The sequence below is a fragment of the Chenggangzhangella methanolivorans genome (genome assembly GCF_019797865.1).
Taxonomy (GTDB): Bacteria; Pseudomonadota; Alphaproteobacteria; order Rhizobiales; family Methylopilaceae; genus Methylopila; species Methylopila methanolivorans.
On the sequence record NZ_CP081869.1, the window covers coordinates 2,405,150 to 2,423,781 of the forward strand.

An 18,632-nucleotide genomic window follows, 5' to 3' on the forward strand; every position below is an offset into this window, starting at 1 on the left:
CAGCACGAGGCGCCGCGCGTCGACGAGGTCCATGAGGGCGATGTCGTGGGTCGCGATCACGACCGACGTGCCGGATTGTGCAGCTCGACGAACAGCCGGAGGATCCGGCGCGCGAGCTGCGGATCGACGTTGCCGGTCGGCTCGTCGGCGAGCAGCAGCTCGGGCTGTCCGACAAGCGCGCGGGCGATCGCCGCGCGCTGCTTCTCGCCGCCCGACAGAACCAGCGGCAGCGCGTCGAGCTTGTCGCCGAGCCCGACCCAGCCGAGCAGCTCGGTCACCTCGGCGCGGTAGCTCGCCTCCTCGCGGCCGGAGACGCGCAGGGGAAGCGCGACGTTCTCGTAAGTCGTCATGTGGTCGAGCAGGCGGAAATCCTGGAACACGACGCCGACGCGGCGGCGCAGGGAGGGAAGATCCCGGGCGGCAGGGTGACGATGTCTCGCCCGAACACCTTCACGAGGCCGCGCGTCGGCTTCAATGCGAGGAACATCAGGCGCAGCAGCGACGTCTTTCCAGCGCCCGACGGGCCCGTCAGGAACTGGAACGAGTTCGGCTCGATGGAGAAGGTCAGGTCGCGCAGGACCTCGGGCCCCAGCCCGTAGCGCAGACCGACATTCTCGAAACGCAGCATGTGACGCGTCCTTGGCCTCCGGCGAAACCGGCTCCGACCGTTGTGGCGCGGAGATTTTAACGAGCCATTAACGATAAAGTGGCGTGGTCGTCGACGGCTCGAGCGCGCGTGGCGACATGCGTCCGCGCCGATCTTCGCCCAGTGTCCGCTTCCGAGACCGACGAAACCGCCGATGCTGACGTCGATCACCTGTCCTTCCTGCGAGGCGAGCTACCGGGTTCCGGCCGACAGGCTTGGCGCCGGCCGCAAGGTGCGCTGCCAGCGTTGCCGCGACGAATGGTACGCGACGCCGGACCACGAGACGGCGCCGGTCGACGCCCCGGAAGCCGCGGCGGAGGCCGAGATCGAAACCGAGGCTCCGGCCGTCGTCGCGCAGCCCTTGGAGGCGCCGGTCGTCGTCGTGACGGCGCCTGAACCCATTCTCAGCCTCGAAGAAGCGAGCGAGATCGAGGTGATCGAACGCCCCGAGCGGATCGACGGGGCCGCGCCGAAGCCGGCGCGCGGCGCTCCGCGGGGCGTCGGCGGGTATCTCGCCCGTCGTCGCCGGACGAGCGCGGCGGGCGGGCGCCCGCGCGCCGCCGCCACGCCTCGTCGTCCGCGCCTCAGCGCCGTCGCGGTCGCGATCGGCGTCGTCGCCCTTGGCGCGCTCGCCGGCGCGCGGGTCGAGATCGTGCGGCTTGCGCCGTCGCTCGCCTCGCTCTACGAGGCGTTCGGACTGCAAGTGAACGTGCGCGGCCTGGCCATCCGGGACGTCCGTTCGGCCGAAGAGCTCGTCGACGGCAGCCCCGTGTTGCTCGTCACCGGCCTCGTCGAGAACGTCTCCGCCGGAGAGCTCGACGTGCCGCGGCTGCGGCTCGCCGTCACGGCGGGCGGCGAGCGCGAGCTCTACGCCTGGACGACGGTGGCGGCCCGCCCCAAGCTGCAGCCCGGCGAGACCGCGACCTTCCGCGCTCGCCTCGCCTCGCCGCCCGCGGAAGGCCAGGCGATCGCGGTGCGCTTTCTCGCGCGCCACGACCTGATGGCCTCGCTCGGCCATTGACGCCGCAAGGAGACCCCATGGGCCACCGCGTCAACGTCCTCTTCTCCGCCGACACGATCGGCGCGCGCAACACCGAGCTCGCGGCCGAGATCGCGGCGCTGAACACCGAGCGGCTGCTCGTGGTCGCGGTCCTGAAGGGATCGTTCGTGTTCGCCGCCGACCTCATCCGCTCGCTGCACTCCGCAGGGCTCGCGCCCGAGGTCGAGTTCATCTCGCTGTCGAGCTATCGCGACGGCACGGTGTCGAGCGGCGCGGTGCGGATCGTCCACGACATCGACAGCGACGTCGCCGGCCGCGACGTGCTGCTCGTCGACGACATCCTCGAGTCCGGGCGCACGCTCGCTTTCGCCAAGGACCTCATGGCCGCGCGCGGCGCCCGCAAGGTGCTGACCTGCGTGCTGCTCGAAAAGCCCAACAAGCGGGCGGTGCGGGTCGACGCCGATCTCGTCGGCTTCCGCTGCCCGGACCTCTTCGTGGTGGGCTACGGCATGGACGTCGCCCACGCCTATCGCGAACTGCCCTTCGTGGGCGTGGTGGACGTCGGCGACGACGGCGAAACGAAACCGGATCAGGGAGGCTGAGCCATGGCGCGCATCCTGCTGTGCGACGACGAGGACGCGGTGCGCGCCTTCGTGAAGCGCGCGATCGAGATGGACGGCCATGAGGTCGTCCTGGCGATCGACGGCGCGGACGGGTTCGACAGGCTGACCGCCGAGCGCGGCGCCTTCGACCTTCTGCTGACCGACATCCGGATGCCGATGATGGACGGCATCGCGCTCGCGTTGTCGGCGGCGCGCGACTATCCCGATCTCACGATCCTGCTGATGACCGGCTACGCCGACCAGCGCGAGCGCGCCGCCGGGCTCGACGCGCTGATCCACGACGTCGTCACCAAGCCGTTCTCGCTCGCCCAGATCCGCGCTGCGGTCGCGGAAGCGCTCTCGGCCGCCGAAGAAACGCGTCTCAGCGCATAAGTGCTCGCCCCGATTGACCGCAGCGCAATATGGCCCATGATCAGGTCCGGGGACTTCGCATCGATAGGTCTGCGCCGAACGGGTCATGATTTCGCCCGCCGGTTGGGGTTTGTACGCGACCTTCACGCAGCCCACGTCGACGTTTCGGAGGCGAGCCCGTCTTTGACCCGCATGAACGACCTTCCGCGCATGGCGGCGCCTGATCGGCGGAACTCGGGCGGGAGAACGCCCGATGTTTGAGCTGCACGACGTCTGGAAGGGCGAGAAGAAGGCGACCTCGCGCGACCAGTGGACGCTCGCGGGCGCCGCGACGACGTTCCCGCCGGCCACCGCATCGGGCTCATCGGTCCCGACAGCGCCAAGAACAGCGCCGTGCTCAAGATCCTCTCGGGCGTCGACGACCCCGACAAGGGCGCGATCCGCCGGGTCGGAACCACCTGCTGGCCGCTCGATTACACGAACTTCATCGAGCCCAAGGCGACGGTCAACCAGAACGCGAAACTTCCTCGCACAGGTCTATGGTCGATCCGGTCGAGGTGATGCGCATCACCGCGCGCCTCAGCGGCGTCAAGGTGGTGCGCGGCAAGCCGATGAACCAGTATCTCGGTCCGGACCGGCGATCGCTCGCCCTCGGATTGACGCTCGCGTTCCAGTTCGACTGGTACTTCGTCGACGAAAGGCTGCCGCGCGCGCCGGAAAACACTGCGGCCGACGTCGACGCGGCGATTCGGGACCGGCTGTCGCACGCCTCGGTGATCTGGGCGACGACCAAACCCGAGACGCTTGAAGGTTTTTGCGACGCGGGATTGGTCCCTCGACCAAGGATCGCTGACGTTTTATGGTAATTACGGGGAAGCGACCGAGGCTTTCCTGCGGGCGAACGAAACCAAGGTCGTCGGGCAGAATGACAGAAAATCTCGCAAAGCCGGTCGCCGTAGACGTGCCGCTCGGCGCGCGGGCGAGGTCGATACTCAAGACGCTCGCTGAGGCTGGCGCCGCGCGGGGTCAAGCCCAGGCCGCCGCGCCGGCGGAGCGCGTCGAGCCGGCGTCTGCTCGCGTCGAGGCCGCCGCGCCTGCGCCCGTCGCGCCCGAGGAGCCTTCCCGCGGCGGACGCGGCGACGGCCTTGGAGCGCGCGCCGCCCGCCGGATGCAGCGCGCCGCCGCGGCCGCCGCCGCGTCAGCCGACCAGGCGCGTCCCGTCGAGCCCGAACGCGGACTGCGCCCCACCACCACCAGCACCGTCGTGGCGCTCCCGCGCCGCGATCCGCCTGCGCGGATCGATCCTGACCGCGAGATCGCGCCGCCGCCGCCCGCCGCGCAGATCGGCGTGGCCGCAGGCAAGAAGAACTACATCAAGATCTCGGCCATGCTGGCGATCGCGCTGCCGACGGCGCTCGCCACGATCTACTACGGCCTGATCGCGGCTCCGCAATATGTCGCCGAAGCCCGCTTCGCCGTGCGCGGCCCGGACGCCGCCCCGAGCGCCACCGACGCGCTCAGCATGCTGACGGGCCTCGGCTCCACGGGAGACGCGGGCACGATCAGCGACAGCTACATCGTCTCGCAGTTCATCGAGAGCACCCAGCTCGTCGGGAACCTGCAGCGCTCGCTCGACCTGCGCGCGGTCTACACGAACGACAAGGCCGACTTCATCGCCAAGTATCGGCCCTACGATTTCGAAGACACGATCGAGCACCTGACGAACTACTGGAATTCGAGCACCTGGGTCTATTTCGAGCCGGTCTCCAGCACCATCACGCTCACCGTGCGCGCCTTCACACCGGAGGAGGCGCTCAAGATCGCGCGCGAGACGGTCCGCGAGAGCGAGAAGCTCGTCAACAAGCTCTCCGAGCGCTCGCGCGAGGACGCGATCTCGCTCGCCAAGCAGGAGCTGTCGCGCGCGGAGCTGCGCCTGAAGTTCGCCGCAAGGCCGTGCAGGACTATCGCGACCGCATGGGCCAGACCGATCCCACCACGGCGGCCACCGCGCGCAGCACGCTGATCGCGGGCCTCGAGCAGCAGCTCGCCACGCAGGAGGCCGACATCGCCGGCCGCACCGCGTTCCTCAACAAGGACGCGCCGTCGGTGCGGGTGTTGCGCCAGAGCGCCGACGCCCTTCGCTCCCAGATCGAGCAGGAGAAGGCCAAGATCGGGCTCCCAGCTTGACGATCTCAAGAAGAAGGGCGTGATGTCGGCTTCGCTCGCCGAGTTCGAGGCGCTGCAGACCGAACAGACCTTCGCGACGAACGCCTATACGGCGTCCGCCACCGCGGTCGAATCGGCCCGCATGCGCGCCGAACAGCAGACCCGCTACCTCGCCACCTATGTCGAGCCGCACCTGCCCGAGGACTCGCTCTATCCGGCGCGGCTGCAGATGGTGCTGCTGGTGCTGCTCTGCTCGGCGCTCGCCTGGGCGATCGGCGTCCTGATCTTCTACGGCATCCGCGACCACACGGCCTGAGGCCGTCACGTCTCTCGTCTGACGAAGGCGGGCCCGGAAGGGCCCGCCTTTTTCGTTTCCGGACAGCGCTCAGTCGAGGCCGGTCGCGTCCGCGACGGCGCGGAAATGCGCGTCCCAGTCGGGGGCGACGAACCCTTGGGCGCGGGCCGCAAGCGCCTCGCGGCGCGGCGAGGCGGCGGCCAACAGCTCAGTCACGGCGCGCTCCCAGGCGGGACCGTCGAGCGGGTCGAGATAGTCCACGCGCTCGCTCGCGATTTCATGGAAGGCCGGCAGATCGCTCGCGAGCGCCGGCGCCCCGAGCGCGAGCGCTTCGGCGAGCGGCAGCCCGTAGCCTTCCGCGAAGCTCGGAAAACAGCAGCGCGCGCGCTCCCTTCACGAGCGCCGCGAGCGCGGCGTCCGGCAGGTCGTTGGCCTCGACCACATGGGCGCGGATCGCGGGAGAGCGCTCGAGCAGGTCCACCACCATCTCGTTCTCCCAGCCGCGCCGCCCGACGACGACGAGCGTCGGCGCGTCGGCCCCGAGCCGCTCCGCGAGCCGTCGCCAGAGATGGAGCAGCAGCAGATGGTTCTTGCGCGGCTCGATGGTGCCGAGCGCGACGAAGTAGGGCTTTGCAGCCGCCAGCGCCGGCGCGCCGGCCGAAAAGCCCGCCTCGATCCCGAGCAGCCCCGTGACCGCCGGCGGAGACGCCGCGCCGATCTCCTGCGCGAAGGCCGCGAGGTCGCGGGCGGTCTCGGCGGAATTCGCGATCAGCGTGGAGGCGGTCCGGATCGCGGTCGTCATGCGCCGGCGGTGGCGGGCGTCCTCGCCCGGCCGGCCATATTCGGGAAAGCGGATCGGAATGAGGTCGTGGACGAGGATCGACAGGCGCGCGCCCGCGCTTGCGATCCGTTCGAAGACCTCGGGCTGGTCGAGCCGGATGTGCGAGACGTGGAGATAGCGCTCGCCCGCCGCGACCGCGGGCTTGCGCAGCGACGTCATGGCCTTGAGCCGCAGCCGCAGCGCGCGCGACAGCGCCTCGTCCTTGCCGGGGGGCGCGGGCGGCGCGTCCGCGGTTTCGGGAAACGTCGCGCCGAGCCGCGCCTCGAGGCGGCCCGTCGCCGTCCCGCCCGCGCGGCCGCGTCTCCATTTGGCGTCGAGCGCGGCGACGAAGGCGGCGACGTCCTCGCGCGGAAGCGGCGCGGCCCTGCGGCCGACGATCGCCGCGAAGCCGACGCGCGCGGCCTCCTGCGCGAGCGCCCGGCGCGCATAAGCGAGCTCGACCCGGTCGACGCCGGTCGCGACCGGATGGCCCGCCCGGGTGAGCAGCCGCGTGACGTCGAGGACGGTGCGGGTCATGGAAAAGCGTGGCGTCTCCGGAGATGAGCGTCTCAACGCGACTACCACGGGCGCGCCCGGCCGCGGGAGTTTTCTCTGCGCCGCCGGACCCGATAATGAGCGCGCCGCCGGGCCCCGATCACAGGAGCGACGGAATGAACGAGCGCCGCGCCGAGACCGACGAACGACGCCAGTTCGAGTGGAGCGATCCGTTCGACCTCGAAGGCGAGCTCGCCGAGGACGAGCGGCTCGTCCGCGACACCGCGCGCGGCTTCGCCGAGACGCGCCTCGCGCCGCAGGTGCGCGACGCCTATCGCCACGAGCGTTTCGACCGCGCGATCATGGCCGAGATGGGCGCGCTCGGCCTTCTGGGCGCGACGCTGCCGGCCGACTATGGCGGCGCGGGCGTCGGCTACGTGGCCTACGGGCTCTCCGCGCGCGAGATCGAGCGCGTGGACAGCGGCTATCGCTCGGCCATGAGCGTCCAGTCCTCGCTCGTGATGTATCCGGTGTTCGCCTATGGGGACGAGGCGCAGCGCCGCAAATGGCTGCCGCGGCTGGCGAGCGGCGAGACGATCGGCTGCTTCGGCCTCACCGAGCCCGAAGCCGGCTCCGACCCTTCCGGCATGCGGACCCGCGCCGAGAAGACCGCCGGCGGCTACCGGCTGACGGGGCAGAAATCCTGGATCACCAACGCCCCGATCGCCGACCTCCTGCTGGTCTGGGCCAAGTCCGAGGCGCATGGCGGCAAGATCCGCGGCTTTCTGCTGGAGCGCGGGGCCGAGGGCCTCTCCACGCCTGCGATCGAGGGCAAGCTCTCGCTCCGCGCCTCGCCCACGGGCGAGATCGTGATGGAGGGGGTGGAGGTCTCCGAAGACGCTTCTGCCGAACGTCTCCGGGCTCAAGGGCCCGTTCGGCTGCCTCAACCGCGCGCGCTACGGCATCGCCTGGGGCGCGATGGGCGCGGCAGAGTTCTGCTGGCATGCGGCGCGAACCTACGCGCTCGGGCGCCGGCAGTTCGGCCGGCCGCTCGCAGCCACCCAGCTCGTCCAGAAGAAGCTCGCCGACATGCAGACCGAGATCGCGCTCGGCCTCCATCTCTGCCTTCGCGCCGGCCGCCTGATGGACAAGGGCGAGCTTGCGCCCGAGGCGATCTCGCTCATCAAGCGCAACAATTGCGGCAAGGCGCTCGCCATCGCCCGCGAGGCCCGCGACATCCATGGGGGCAACGGCATCTCGGACGACTACGACGTGATGCGGGTGGCGCAGAACCTCGAGGCGGTGAACACCTACGAGGGCGCGCACGACGTCCACGCGCTGATCCTGGGACGCGCACAGACGGGCTTTTCGGCGTTCTGAGCGGCGACCGTCAGGCCCGCGTCTACGCGGGCGTGACGGCGGAGGGGTTCGGCCTTTCATGGCGGCTTCAATCGCCGCCGCCTCCGCCCCCGCCGTCACCTCCGCCGCCGCTGTCCCCGCCGCCGCTCCAGCCGCTCGAGGCTCCGCCCCCGCCGGAGGATCCGCCGCCGCCGTCGGGACCGTCGCGCGAGGCTCCGCCGGAATCGCCTCGCGAGCTTCCGGAGTCCCGGATCGTTCCGGAGTCAGAGCCCGACTCCGCGTCGCCCGAATCGCGCCGGCGCCGAGCCGGGCGGCCGCGGCGCCGCTCCAGCCGCTGGCGCAACGCCATAAGAAGCCCGAAGAGAACCAGGATCACGCCCGCCGTCATTCCGACGGCGATCGCGACATCGCTCATCCGGCAAGCGCCTTGGAGACGATCTCGCGGGCTTCGCTCTGGATGCGCTTCAGGTGGTCGGCGCCGAGGAAGCTTTCCGCATAGATCTTGTAGACGTTCTCGGTGCCCGAGGGCCGCGCGGCGAACCAGCCGTTCTCGGTCGTCACCTTGACGCCGCCGAAGGCCTCGCCGTTGCCCGGCGCCTTGGTGAGGCGGTCGCGGATCGGCTCGCCCGCGAGGCTGTCGCCGGGAATGTCGGCGGGCGACAGCTTCTTGAGCTTGGCCTTCTGCTCCGGGCTCGCCGGGGCGTCGACGCGCTCATAGATCGGCGCGCCGAGCTCGTCGGTCAGGCCCTTGTAGATCTCGCCCGGATCCTTGCCCGTCACCGCGGTCATTTCGGCGGCGAGCAGGCCGAGGATCAGGCCGTCCTTGTCGGTGGTCCAGACCGTGCCGTCGCGGCGCAGGAACGAGGCGCCGGCGCTCTCCTCCCCGCCGAAGAACAGCGAGCCGTCGACGAGCCCGTCCACGAACCACTTGAACCCGACCGGCACCTCGACGAGGCGGACGCCGAGCCGCGCCGCGAGGCGGTCGATCACGCTCGACGACACCAGCGTCTTGCCGATCGCAGGCGACCCCGACCAGTCGGGCCGGTGCTTGGCGAGATAGGAGATCGCGGCCGCGAGATAGTGGTTGGGGTTCAGCAGCCCGACCGAGGGCGCGACGACGCCGTGCCGGTCGGCGTCGGGGTCGTTGGCGAAGGCGACGTCGAAGCGGTCCTTGAGCTCGATCAGCTTGGCCATGGCGTAGGGGCTCGAGCAGTCCATCCGGACCTTGCCGTCCCAGTCCGCGGTCATGAAGCCGAAGGTCGGGTCGATCGCGGCGTTGGTGACCGTGAGGTCGAGCCCGTAGGCCTCGGCGATCGGCTCCCAGTATTCCAGTCCCGAGCCGCCGAGCGGATCGACGCCGATCCTCACCCCCCCGGCGCGGATCGCCTCCATGTCGACGACGTTCCTGAGATCGGCCACATAGGCCCCGCGGAAATCGTGGCCCTTCACGTTCGACGCCTTGAGCGCCCTGAAGAAGGGCGTGCGCTTCACGTCCTTGAGCCCGCCCTCGATCAGCGCGTTCGCCGCCTTTTCGATGACCGAGGTGATCTCGCCGCCCGCCGGGCCGCCGTTCGGCGGATTGTACTTGAAGCCGCCGTCGTCCGGCGGATTGTGCGAGGGCGTGATGACGAGGCCGTCGGCCAGGCCCGAGGTCCGGCCGCGATTGTGGGTCAGGATCGCGTGGCTCACCGCGGGCGTCGGCGCAAAGCGCGCGCCGTCCGAAATCCGGGTCTCGACGCCGTTCGCGGCCAGCACCTCGAGGGCGGTGGCGAAGGCGGCCTCGGAAAGCGCGTGCGTGTCCTTGCCGAGATAGAGCGGCCCGTCGATCCCGGCCTTGGCGCGATGGTCGCAGACCGCCTGCGTCACGGCCGCGATGTGGCTCTCGGTGAAGACGCCGCCGAACGAGGAGCCGCGGTGCCCGGACGTGCCGAAGGCGACGCGCTGGGCGGGATCCTCCATGTCGGGCCGGGCGGTGAAATAGGCCGTCATCAGCGCGGGCACGTCGACGAGCCGCTCCGGCTCGATGGGTTTTCCGGCGAGCGGGCTGACGTCGGCTGACACGGGGCGGTGCTCCTCACTGAACGCGGGAGCAAATTCGGCCGGGGCGCTTGGGATTTCAAGCGGCGGAGACGTTACGCCTCACCGCTCCATCGTCAGCCGGTCGCGCGAGGTTTCGAGGCGGCGCAGGCGCCCGAGGAAGCTCATGCCGAGCAGCGCGCCGTCCATGGCGCCGGGGGCCAGCACCACGGCCGCCACCTCGTCGACCTTCACCGAGCCGACGCGGACGTCGCGCAGCACGACGCGCTTGGCGCCCACCGAGCCGTTGGCGGTCGAGACGCGCGCGTCGTAGCGGTCGAGGCCAGAGACGAGGCCGAGCTGTTCGCCGATCTCGTGGGAGAGCGCCACCACGGTCGCGCCGGTGTCGACGAGCATCGGCACGCGCTTGCCGCCGACGGTGGCGTCCACGCGGAAATGGCCGTCGGCGTCGGCGCGCAGGGTCGCGGTTCCGGCGCGCGGCTCCTCGAGCGTGGCGCGGGCCGCGAGCGGCGCGGAGGGCGCGCCCGGAAGCGCGGCGCGGATGCCGTCCGCGGCGAGCCAGGCGGCGGCGACCGACAGGCCGGCCGCCAGAAGTACGACCTTGATCACAGGACGACGCCTCCCCGATCCGCGATCCACGCGTCGGGGAGAGAGGATGTTCCGGCCCGCTCACGGACCGGTTAACGCGGCCCGCGCGTCCGCCCGCATGGCGAACGTCGGGTTACCGGAGAGCTCAGGCCGGGTCGATCAGGCCACGCTCGATCAGCGCCTCGATCACCCTGTCGGCGAGCGCCTCGGGCGAGGCCTCGGCCGTCACGATGTGAAGCGTCGGCGCCTTCGGAGCCTCGTAGGGCGAGGAGACGCCCGTGAAGTTCGGGATCTCGCCGGCGAGCGCGCGCTTGTAGAGCCCCTTCGGGTCGCGTGAGATGCAGACCTCGAGCGGGGTGTCGACGAACATCTCGAGGAAACTCGCCCTCGCCCACGAGGCTGCGCACCAGCTCGCGCTCGGCCTCGAACGGCGAGATGAAGCAGCAGATCACGAGCGTGCCCGCCTCGACGAAGAGCTTGGCCACCTCGCCCACGCGGCGGATGTTCTCCACGCGGTCGGCGTCGGTGAAGCCGAGGTCCTTGTTGAGGCCGTGACGGACGTTGTCGCCGTCGAGCAGCATGGTGTGCTGGCCGCGAACCGCGAGCTTCTGCTCGACGAGGTCGGCGATGGTGGACTTGCCCGAGCCCGACAGCCCCGTGAACCAGAGGATCGCGGGCTTCTGCCGCTTGATGCGGGAGCGCGCCGCGCGGTCGACCGTGGTGGCGTGGGCGATGGATGTTCGTCGCGCGGCGAAGGCCGTGCATGATCATGCCGGCGCCGGCCGTCGCGTTGGTCTCGCGGTCGATCAGGATGAAGGCGCCGGTGTCGCGGTTCTCGGCGTAGGAGTCGAACGCGATCGCGGTCCCGGTCTCGATGTTGACCTCGGCGATCTCGTTGAGCGCGAGCGTCTTGGCCGCCAGCTCCTCGAGCGTGTTGACGTCGATCTTGTGCTTGAGCGCCGTGACAGTCGCCGGAACCGTCTTGGTCGCGAGCTTGAGCAGGTAGGAGCGGCCCGGGAACAGCCGGTCCTCCTCCATCCAGATCAGCTTGGCGGAGAACTGGTTGGCGACGTCCGGCCGGTCGCCCACCGGCGCGAGCACGTCGCCGCGGGCGATGTCGACCTCGTCGGCGAGCGTCAGCGTCACGCTGTCGCCGGCCTCGGCCTCGTCGAGGTCGCCGTCCATGGTGACGATCTTCACGACCTTCGAGGTCTTGCCCGAGGACGACACCACGACCTCGTCGCCCGGCTTCACCCGGCCGGTCGCGAGCGTGCCCGAGAAGCCGCGGAAGTTGAGGTTCGGCCGGTTGACCCACTGCACGGGGAAGCGGAACGGGCGCTCGGTGAGGTCGGTGTCGACGTCGACCTGCTCGAGATGCTCGAGCAGCGTCGGGCCGGAATACCACGGCATCAGGTCCGAGGGCTCCGACACGTTGGCGCCGGTCAGCGCCGAGATCGGGATCGGGGTGATGCTCTCGAAGCCGAGCTGCTCGGCGAAGTCGCGATACTCCTCCTCGATCTCCGCGAAGGCTACGTGGGAGTAGTCCACGAGGTCGATCTTGTTGATCGCCACCACGATATGGCGGATGCCGAGCAGCGAGCAGATGAAGGAGTGGCGCCGCGTCTGGGTCAGCACGCCCTTGCGGGCGTCGACCAGGATGACGGCGAGGCCCGCCGTCGAGGCGCCGGTCGCCATGTTGCGGGTGAACTGCTCGTGGCCCGGCGTGTCGGCCACGATGAAGGTGCGGTTGGCGGTCGCGAAGTAGCGGTAGGCGACGTCGATCGTGATGCCCTGCTCGCGCTCGGCCTCGAGGCCGTCGACGAGCAGCGCGAGGTCGATCGCGGGGCCGGTGGTGCCGTACTTCTTCGAGTCCTTCTCGAGCGCCGAGAGCTGGTCGTCGAAGATCAGCTTGGTGTCGTAGAGCAGGCGCCCGATCAACGTCGACTTGCCGTCGTCGACGGAGCCGCAGGTGATGAAGCGCAGCAGCGACTTCGCGGAGGCCGATTCGGCGATCGCGGTCGTGGAGGCGGGAGCGGCCTGGATCACGAGGTCAGCTCCACGACAGCGAGACGGACAAGCGAAGTGCGTGCTTCGAGACGCCGACCTGCGATCGGCTCCTCAGCATGAGGATGGTTGGGGAGATCCGAAAACTGACCGGTCCTCATGCTGAGGAGCCCGCGCTTCGCGGGCGTCTCGAAGCACGCAGTTCGATCATGGAGGCGGTCGCGCGACGTCATCAGAAGTACCCCTCCTTCTTCTTTTTCTCCATCGAGCCGGCCTCGTCGCTGTCGATCAGGCGGCCCTGGCGCTCGGACGTGGTCGAGGCCAGCATTTCGGCGATGATGTCGTCGAGCGTCGTCGCGGTGCTCTCGATCGCGCCGGTGAGCGGGTAGCAGCCGAGCGTGCGGAAACGCACCAGCTTCTCCTGCGGAGTCTCGCCGGGCTCGAGCGGCAGGCGCTCGTCGTCACGCATGATCAGCGTGCCGCCGCGCTCCACCACCGGGCGCATCGCCGAGAAATAGAGCGGCACCACCGGGATGTTCTCGGCCTGCACGTACTGCCAGACGTCGAGTTCGGTCCAGTTCGAGATCGGGAACACGCGGATCGATTCGCCCTGCTTCACGCGCGTGTTGTAGAGCCGCCAGAGCTCGGGGCGCTGGTTGCGCGGGTCCCAGGCGTGGTTGGCCGTGCGGAACGAGAACACGCGCTCCTTGGCGCGGCTCTTCTCCTCGTCGCGCCGCGCGCCCCCGAAGGCCGCGTCGAAGCCGTGCTTGTCGAGCGCCTGGCGGAGGCTCTCGGTCTTCATCACCTGGGTGTGGACGTTCGAGCCCGAGGCGATCGGCGAGACGCCGCGCTTCACGCCGTCCTCGTTGATGTGGACGATGAGGTCGATCCCGAGGCGCTTGGCGGTCTCGTCGCGGAACTGGATCATCTCGCGGAACTTCCACGTCGTGTCGACATGGAGCAGCGGGAACGGCGGCTTGGACGGGTAGAACGCCTTCATCGCGAGATGAAGCATCACCGAACTGTCCTTGCCGATCGAATAGAGCATCACGGGATTGCGGAATTCGGCCGCGACCTCCCGGATGATGTGGATCGACTCCGCCTCGAGCCGCTTCAGATGCACGGATAGGTTTGAGGACATCAGCGGCTTTCGTTCTCGTGGCCCGACAGGGATGTCAGTCGATCGGCGTAGAGGCGTGCGGGGGGACGAACCGCACTTAATGGATTTTGCAATCGGGAGGCAATGCGGCGTTTCACGCGCAGGTTATCGCGCCTCGCCGAGCTCGCCTCTCAGGAATCCCAGCGCGTCGTCGGCCATGACGTCGCGCGCGACGAAGCTCCGTCCCACGCCGCGCGCCAGAATGAAAGTGAGCTTGCCGCGCGAGACCTTCTTGTCCTGCATCATGTGGCCGAACAGCGTCGCGGCGTCGCCGATCCCGCCCGGGATCTCGGCGGCGCGCGTCGGCAGGCCCACGGCCTTGAGGTGGCGTTCGACGCGCTCCGCCTCGGCGGCGGCGCAAAGGCCGAGCGCGGCCGAGAAGCGGAACGCCATCGCCATGCCGATGGCGACGCCCTCGCCGTGGATCAGCCGCGCGCCGTCATAGGCGACGTCGGCCTCGAGCGCATGGCCGAAGGTGTGGCCGAGATTGAGCAAGGCGCGGTCGCCGGTCTCGCGCTCGTCGCGCGCCACCACCGCGGCCTTGGCCCGGCAACTCGTCGCGATCGCGCGGATGCGGTCCGGGCCTTCGACGAAGCAGGCCCGCGGATTGGCCTCGAGCCAGGCGAAGAACGGCTCGTCGTCGATCAGCCCGTATTTGGCGACCTCGGCGTAGCCCGCGCGCAGTTCGCGCTCGGGCAGCGTGTCGAGGCTCGCGGTGTCGGCGAGCACGAGGCTCGGCTGGTGGAAGGCGCCGATCAGGTTCTTGCCGCGGGGCGAGTTGATGCCGGTCTTGCCGCCGACCGAGGAGTCCACCTGCGCCAGGAGGCTGGTCGGGGCCTGCACCACGCGCACGCCGCGCCGCACGACCGCGCCCGCGAAGCCCGCGAGGTCGCCCACCACGCCGCCGCCGAGCGCCAGCACCACGTCGCCGCGCTCGACCCGCGCGGCGATCAGCGCGTCGACGACGCGCTCGAGTTCGGAGAACCGCTTCGAGGCCTCGCCGGCCGGGACCAAGACGCTCGCGTGAGCGAGGCCCGCGGCTTCGAGCGAGCGCTCGATGCCCGCGAGATAGAGCGGGGCGACGTTCGAATCTGTGACGATCCCGACCGTGCGCGCGCCGAGCGCCGCGATCCGCTCGCCCGTCTCCGCGAGGACGCCGGGGCCGATGAGAATGTCGTAGGCGCGCTCGCCGAGCGCGACCTCGACCCGTTCGGCCAGGGCCGCGGCGCTCACGAGGCGCTCCCGCGCGGGGCCGGGGCGCTGCGAAGCGCCTCGATCAGGTCGCCGACGGTGCGCTCATGAGGGGCGTCGCGGGACTGGATGGTGACGTCGGCGAGCGCGTAGGTCGGGTAGCGCTCGTCGACCAGGCGCCGCAGCGTGCCCTCGGGGTCGGGGCGCGCGAGCAGAGGCCGGCCGCCGCGCTTCCTCACGCGCCGCAGCAGCACGTCGAACTCGGCCGAGAGCCAGACCGAGACGCCGGCCTCGCCGATCCGCGCCCGCGTGTCAGGGTTCATCCAGGCGCCGCCGCCGGTCGCGAGCACCTTCTGGCCCTCCTCCAGCAGGCGCGCCACCACCTTGGCCTCGCGGTCGCGGAAGAAGGACTCGCCGTAGCGCTCGAAGATCTCGGGGATCGACATGTCGGCGACGCGCTCGATCTCGGCGTCGGCGTCGACGAAGGGCATGTCGAGCGCCGCCGCGAGCCGCCGGCCGACCGAGGTCTTGCCCGAGCCCATCATGCCGATCAGCACCACCGATCGGCCGGCGAGCGCCTCGCGGACCTGCGTCAGGTCGCGGTCGTCGGAGCCGCCATGCTGCAGGTCGGGTCGCGCGCGTCCGTCGTCGAGTTGTTGCATCGCCGCCATAGGTTGAACCGAAACGCGCCATGCGGGGGCGCTTGCGGGCCGCAACCTATTCCTAAAGCTTGACCCGACACAATGGCGCGCCGCCGATGCTGCTATGTTCTCGGGCGCGCCTATCTGGTTAGGTAGGCTGGGCGGTCCACACAGGCGGACATCATGCCGAGTCTCATGCGTTTCCTGACGGCGATCGCGACCATCGCGGCTCTCGGCTACGCCTCGCTCTACGCGCTCGCGACCTTCGTCACGCCGCGCGCCCGCGACATGAGCGTGACGATTCCCGCGCAGAAGCTGCGGCCCCAGCCGGTCGAGGCCGCCTCCAAGAACCCGAAGACGGCGGGCGCCGAGACGTCGGCCGGGGCGGCGGCGACCCCGTGAAGGCGCAGGCGCGACGCCATCTCGACGCTTTCCTCGAGATGGCGAGCGCCGAACGCGGCGCCGCGAAGAACACGCTCGACGCCTATGAGCGCGACCTTTCGGACTACGCCGCCTTCCTGGCCGCGCGCGGCCGGGAGCCCGCGACGGCGGACGCCGACGACGTCCGGGCGCATCTGGCGGATCTTTCGGCGCAGGGCTTCGCCGCCTCCTCGGCCGCGCGAAAGCTCTCGGCGGTGCGCCAGCTCCACAAGTTCCTCTACGCCGACGCGATCCGCGGCGACGACCCGACGGCCTCGCTCGAGGGGCCGCGGCGCGGGCGGCCGCTGCCGAAGACGATGCGGCCCGAGGACCTCGACGCGCTGATCGCCGCCGCCGCCGATCCCGGCCCCGAGCCGACGCCGCGCGCCAGGCTCGCCGCCGCCCGCCTGGTCTGCCTGCTCGAGCTCGCCTATGGCGCGGGGCTTCGCGTGTCCGAGCTGGTCGGCCTGCCGCGCTCGGCCGCCCGGCCCGGCGCCTCGGTCATCGCGATCAAGGGCAAGGGCGGCCGCGAGCGCCTCGCGCCGCTGACCCCGATCGCCAAGACCGCCATGACCGACTATCTCGCCGCGCTCGACGCCGCGCGGCCGCGACGCCGGGGGCCCATGGCTCTTCCCGGCGGGCGGGGAGAGCGGCCATCTCACACGGCAGGCGTTCGCCCGCGAGCTCAAGGCGGCGGCCGCGCGCGCAGGGCTTTCGCCCGACAAGGTCAGCCCCCACGTGCTGCGCCACGCCTTCGCCAGCCACCTCGTGCAGAACGGCGCGGACCTGCGCGCCGTGCAGCAGATGCTCGGCCACGCCGACATCGCCACCACCCAGATCTACACCCACGTGCTCGACGAGCGCGCCCGCGCCATGGTGCGCGACCTCCACCCGCTCGGCGACGAGAGCGCCTGAGGCCGCGCCGTCGCGCAGGCCTATATTCGCAGGCGATGACCGGGCCGCCCAACTCCCCGACGCTGCTGCGCGAGATGTCCGAGCGGATCCGCGCGCTCGGCGAGCTCCCGCAGACGTCCGAGGCCCGCGCCGAGGTCGAGGCCGCGCTCGGCTCGAAATGGTGGGGCCTGCGCGTTCTGGCGATCGCCGTGATCGGCGCCTGGCGCGACAAGGCCTGGCTCGTCGAACGGGCGCTCCGCGCGGAGAACGGCATGGCGGGCGGCCGTTTCGGCCACGCCCGCACGCAGAGCTGGCGCGATCTCGAGGCCCAGACGGCCGCCAAGGCCGCGGTCCCGATGCTCGATCCGGCGGACGCCGGCTGGCTGCTCGACCGGTGGTTCTCGGACGAGCCGCTGGCCTTCGCGTTCTATGAGTATGTCGGCCTGCGTCTCGATCCGACAGCGGTCGAGCGGCGCGTCGCGGAGGAGTTCGCCCGCCGCCGGTCGCAGCAGCGCCGGCTTCCGCTGTTTCGCCTTCTGCGCTTGCGGCGCGGCGTGGCGGACCGGGACGCAAGGCTCCGCCGCCTCGCGCAGGGCGGCGACGAGACCGCGCTGCTCGCCCGCGACCTGCTTTCCATGGAGGCGAGGTTCAGGGACCGGCAGGCGCAGACGCCGGGCGGCGCGAAGCGCGCCAAGGTCTCCGCGGGGGCCGCCCGGCGCGCCGCCGCGGCAGAAGCGCTCGCCGAAAGCCGTCGCCGCGCCGGCCGCAAGGGACGGAGATGAGCGGGGACGACGTCATGCGGGCGGCCGCCATCGCGGCGGCGCAGGTTGACTTTTCAACCTTCGGCGAACAACTGTGCCGGCGCTCCGCAGGACCACGCCTCCTTCCCCCCGGCGCTCACGGCGCGGAGCCGGGCAGATGAAAAGCTATCTCGATTTCGAAAAGCCGGTCGCCGAGCTTCAGGCGAAGATCGCCGAACTGCGCGCGCTCGGCGAGGACGGCGACAGCGTCGCGATCGAAGAGGAAGTGCAGCGCCTCCAGGCGAAGTCCGAGGCCGCCATGCGCGACCTCTACGCCAGCCTCACGCCGTGGCAGAAGACGCTCGTCGCGCGCCATCCGAGCAGGCCGCATTTCGTCGATTACGTCGGCCGGCTGATCGAGGACTTCACGCCGCTCGCCGGCGACCGCGCCTTCGGCGAGGACCAGGCGATCCTCGGCGGTCCTGGCCGGTTCCGCGGCCGCCCCGTGATGGTGATCGGCCAGGAGAAGGGCTCGGACACCGAGACGCGCCTGCGCCACAACTTCGGCATGGCCAAGCCCGAGGGCTATCGCAAGGCGATCCGCCTGATGGAGATGGCCGACCGGTTCTCGCTGCCGGTGATCGCGCTCGTCGACACCGCCGGCGCCTTTCCGGGCGTCGAGGCCGAGGAGCGCGGCCAGGCCGAGGCCATCGCGCGCTCGACGGAAGCCTGCCTCAACCTCTCGGTGCCGAACGTCGCCGTCGTCATCGGCGAGGGCGGCTCGGGCGGCGCGATCGCGATCGCGACGGCCAACGCCGTACTGATGCTCGAACACGCGATCTACAGCGTGATCTCGCCCGAGGGCGCGGCCTCGATCCTGTGGCGCGACGCCGCCAAGGCCCAGGACGCGGCCACCAACATGAAGATCACCTCGGCCGACCTGATGCGCCTCGGCGTCATCGACGGCGTGGTTCCGGAGCCGCTCGGCGGCGCCCACCGCGCGGCCGAGAAGGCGATCGACGCCGCCGGCGAGGCGATCGACCACGCGCTGCAGCGCTTCTCGAGCCTGTCGGGCGAGCAGATCCGCGACGAGCGCCGGCGGAAATTCCTCAGGATCGGCCGGACCCTCTAGAATCCGAGGCTCCTCCGGGAGGCTGTCGCGCGCCCGTCGTCCGCTTGCGGTAACGGGCGGGTAAGGGTATT

At 70.7% G+C, this 18,632-nt stretch carries 19 protein-coding genes and 4 pseudogenes; 13 read left to right on the top strand and 10 right to left on the bottom strand.

The features are described 5' to 3' along the window. Nucleotides 1-56 precede the first annotated feature (56 nt). Complete coding sequence (locus K6K41_RS30995; RefSeq protein WP_487308372.1) at nt 57-476, bottom strand: cell division ATP-binding protein FtsE; 420 nt, start codon at nt 474-476, stop codon at nt 57-59. Between the two features lie 8 nt (nt 477-484). Continuing rightward, nucleotides 485-628, bottom strand: a pseudogene (locus K6K41_RS31000) (ATP-binding cassette domain-containing protein); the annotation flags it as partial. A gap of 172 nt (nt 629-800) precedes the next feature. Here K6K41_RS31000 and K6K41_RS12595 point away from each other — a divergent pair. The 8 genes from K6K41_RS12595 (at nt 801) to K6K41_RS12630 (ending at nt 5,102) form a co-directional block, all read left to right on the top strand. Continuing rightward, the gene (locus K6K41_RS12595; RefSeq protein ID WP_261405314.1) at nt 801-1,667 is read left to right on the top strand and encodes an MJ0042-type zinc finger domain-containing protein; all 867 of its coding nucleotides are present in this window, start codon (nt 801-803) and stop codon (nt 1,665-1,667) included. A gap of 17 nt (nt 1,668-1,684) precedes the next feature. After that, on the top strand, nt 1,685-2,248 hold the full coding sequence (gene hpt, locus K6K41_RS12600) for a hypoxanthine phosphoribosyltransferase (RefSeq protein WP_261405315.1): 564 nt from the start codon (nt 1,685-1,687) through the stop codon (nt 2,246-2,248). A gap of 3 nt (nt 2,249-2,251) precedes the next feature. After that, nucleotides 2,252-2,641, top strand: a complete 390-nt coding sequence (locus K6K41_RS12605) for a response regulator (RefSeq protein ID WP_261405316.1) — start codon at nt 2,252-2,254, stop codon at nt 2,639-2,641. Between the two features lie 288 nt (nt 2,642-2,929). Continuing rightward, nucleotides 2,930-3,181 carry a P-loop NTPase family protein gene (locus K6K41_RS12610; RefSeq protein ID WP_261405317.1) on the top strand — a complete coding sequence of 84 codons (252 nt, stop codon included), beginning with the start codon at nt 2,930-2,932 and terminating at the stop codon, nt 3,179-3,181. After that, entirely contained in the window at nt 3,160-3,486 is a 327-nt protein-coding gene (locus K6K41_RS12615; protein WP_261405318.1) for a hypothetical protein, read from the top strand. Before K6K41_RS12610 ends, K6K41_RS12615 begins: the two co-directional genes overlap by 22 nt. A gap of 59 nt (nt 3,487-3,545) precedes the next feature. Further along, on the top strand, nt 3,546-4,643 hold the full coding sequence (locus K6K41_RS12620; protein ID WP_261405319.1) for a KpsE/RkpR family capsule polysaccharide export protein: 1,098 nt from the start codon (nt 3,546-3,548) through the stop codon (nt 4,641-4,643). Next, complete coding sequence (locus K6K41_RS12625) at nt 4,595-4,807, top strand: hypothetical protein (RefSeq protein ID WP_261405320.1); 213 nt, start codon at nt 4,595-4,597, stop codon at nt 4,805-4,807. The genes K6K41_RS12620 and K6K41_RS12625 overlap by 49 nt, the downstream gene beginning before the upstream one ends. A 22-nt stretch (nt 4,808-4,829) precedes the next feature. Beyond that, a complete protein-coding gene (locus tag K6K41_RS12630; protein WP_261405321.1) occupies nt 4,830-5,102 on the top strand; it encodes a hypothetical protein in 273 nt (90 codons plus the stop codon). A 69-nt stretch (nt 5,103-5,171) separates the two neighbouring features. On the opposite strand, the gene K6K41_RS12635 is transcribed toward K6K41_RS12630, so the two are convergent. Beyond that, the gene (locus K6K41_RS12635; protein ID WP_346433455.1) at nt 5,172-5,426 is read right to left on the bottom strand and encodes a hypothetical protein; all 255 of its coding nucleotides are present in this window, start codon (nt 5,424-5,426) and stop codon (nt 5,172-5,174) included. Further along, nucleotides 5,359-6,438: a glycosyltransferase family protein gene (locus K6K41_RS12640; RefSeq protein ID WP_261405323.1), complete on the bottom strand. Its 1,080-nt coding sequence runs from the start codon at nt 6,436-6,438 to the stop codon at nt 5,359-5,361. Before K6K41_RS12640 ends, K6K41_RS12635 begins: the two co-directional genes overlap by 68 nt. Nucleotides 6,439-6,572: 134 nt before the next feature. On the opposite strand from K6K41_RS12640, the pseudogene K6K41_RS12645 reads away from it, so the two are divergent. Then, a pseudogene (locus K6K41_RS12645) lies at nt 6,573-7,776 on the top strand (acyl-CoA dehydrogenase). Between the two features lie 390 nt (nt 7,777-8,166). Here K6K41_RS12645 and pgm read toward each other — a convergent pair. From pgm to K6K41_RS12675, 6 genes and pseudogenes are all read right to left on the bottom strand, one after another. Next, the gene (pgm, locus tag K6K41_RS12650) at nt 8,167-9,816 is read right to left on the bottom strand and encodes a phosphoglucomutase (alpha-D-glucose-1,6-bisphosphate-dependent) (RefSeq protein WP_261405324.1); all 1,650 of its coding nucleotides are present in this window, start codon (nt 9,814-9,816) and stop codon (nt 8,167-8,169) included. 78 nt (nt 9,817-9,894) lie between these two features. Further along, entirely contained in the window at nt 9,895-10,401 is a 507-nt protein-coding gene (locus K6K41_RS12655) for a retropepsin-like aspartic protease family protein (protein WP_261405325.1), read from the bottom strand. A gap of 124 nt (nt 10,402-10,525) precedes the next feature. Next, nucleotides 10,526-12,426 (bottom strand): annotated as a pseudogene (gene cysN, locus K6K41_RS12660) (sulfate adenylyltransferase subunit CysN). Nucleotides 12,427-12,616: 190 nt separating this feature from the next. Beyond that, nucleotides 12,617-13,525 carry a sulfate adenylyltransferase subunit CysD gene (cysD, locus tag K6K41_RS12665; protein ID WP_261405326.1) on the bottom strand — a complete coding sequence of 303 codons (909 nt, stop codon included), beginning with the start codon at nt 13,523-13,525 and terminating at the stop codon, nt 12,617-12,619. Nucleotides 13,526-13,648: 123 nt separating this feature from the next. Then, entirely contained in the window at nt 13,649-14,776 is a 1,128-nt protein-coding gene (aroB, locus tag K6K41_RS12670; RefSeq protein WP_261405327.1) for a 3-dehydroquinate synthase, read from the bottom strand. Then, nucleotides 14,773-15,405 (bottom strand): shikimate kinase, encoded by a 633-nt coding sequence (locus K6K41_RS12675; protein WP_261405328.1) that lies wholly within the window; start codon nt 15,403-15,405, stop codon nt 14,773-14,775. The genes aroB and K6K41_RS12675 overlap by 4 nt, the downstream gene beginning before the upstream one ends. A gap of 165 nt (nt 15,406-15,570) precedes the next feature. Here K6K41_RS12675 and K6K41_RS12680 point away from each other — a divergent pair, with 165 nt between their 5' ends. The 4 genes and pseudogenes from K6K41_RS12680 to K6K41_RS12695 all read left to right on the top strand — a co-directional run bounded on the left by K6K41_RS12680 (nt 15,571) and on the right by K6K41_RS12695 (nt 18,561). Then, nucleotides 15,571-15,777 carry a hypothetical protein gene (locus tag K6K41_RS12680; protein WP_261405329.1) on the top strand — a complete coding sequence of 69 codons (207 nt, stop codon included), beginning with the start codon at nt 15,571-15,573 and terminating at the stop codon, nt 15,775-15,777. A gap of 38 nt (nt 15,778-15,815) precedes the next feature. Further along, nucleotides 15,816-16,710, top strand: a pseudogene (locus K6K41_RS12685) (tyrosine recombinase). Between the two features lie 35 nt (nt 16,711-16,745). Next, nucleotides 16,746-17,471 (top strand): hypothetical protein, encoded by a 726-nt coding sequence (locus K6K41_RS12690; RefSeq protein WP_261405330.1) that lies wholly within the window; start codon nt 16,746-16,748, stop codon nt 17,469-17,471. Between the two features lie 136 nt (nt 17,472-17,607). Continuing rightward, entirely contained in the window at nt 17,608-18,561 is a 954-nt protein-coding gene (locus tag K6K41_RS12695) for an acetyl-CoA carboxylase carboxyltransferase subunit alpha (RefSeq protein WP_261405331.1), read from the top strand. Nucleotides 18,562-18,632: the final 71 nt, after the last annotated feature.

Coding starts and splice junctions, on each gene's coding strand:
- K6K41_RS12605 (WP_261405316.1), top strand. CDS start 2,252: ATGGCGCGCATCCTGCTGTGCGACGACGAGGACGCGGTGCGCGCCTTC.
- K6K41_RS12625 (WP_261405320.1), top strand. CDS start 4,595: ATGGGCCAGACCGATCCCACCACGGCGGCCACCGCGCGCAGCACGCTG.
- K6K41_RS12675 (WP_261405328.1), bottom strand. CDS start 15,405: ATGGCGGCGATGCAACAACTCGACGACGGACGCGCGCGACCCGACCTG.
- K6K41_RS12630 (WP_261405321.1), top strand. CDS start 4,830: ATGTCGGCTTCGCTCGCCGAGTTCGAGGCGCTGCAGACCGAACAGACC.
- K6K41_RS12690 (WP_261405330.1), top strand. CDS start 16,746: ATGACCGGGCCGCCCAACTCCCCGACGCTGCTGCGCGAGATGTCCGAG.
- K6K41_RS12615 (WP_261405318.1), top strand. CDS start 3,160: ATGGTCGATCCGGTCGAGGTGATGCGCATCACCGCGCGCCTCAGCGGC.
- cysD (WP_261405326.1), bottom strand. CDS start 13,525: ATGTCCTCAAACCTATCCGTGCATCTGAAGCGGCTCGAGGCGGAGTCG.
- hpt (WP_261405315.1), top strand. CDS start 1,685: ATGGGCCACCGCGTCAACGTCCTCTTCTCCGCCGACACGATCGGCGCG.
- K6K41_RS12680 (WP_261405329.1), top strand. CDS start 15,571: ATGCGTTTCCTGACGGCGATCGCGACCATCGCGGCTCTCGGCTACGCC.
- K6K41_RS12695 (WP_261405331.1), top strand. CDS start 17,608: ATGAAAAGCTATCTCGATTTCGAAAAGCCGGTCGCCGAGCTTCAGGCG.
- K6K41_RS12640 (WP_261405323.1), bottom strand. CDS start 6,438: ATGACCCGCACCGTCCTCGACGTCACGCGGCTGCTCACCCGGGCGGGC.
- K6K41_RS12595 (WP_261405314.1), top strand. CDS start 801: ATGCTGACGTCGATCACCTGTCCTTCCTGCGAGGCGAGCTACCGGGTT.
- K6K41_RS12620 (WP_261405319.1), top strand. CDS start 3,546: ATGACAGAAAATCTCGCAAAGCCGGTCGCCGTAGACGTGCCGCTCGGC.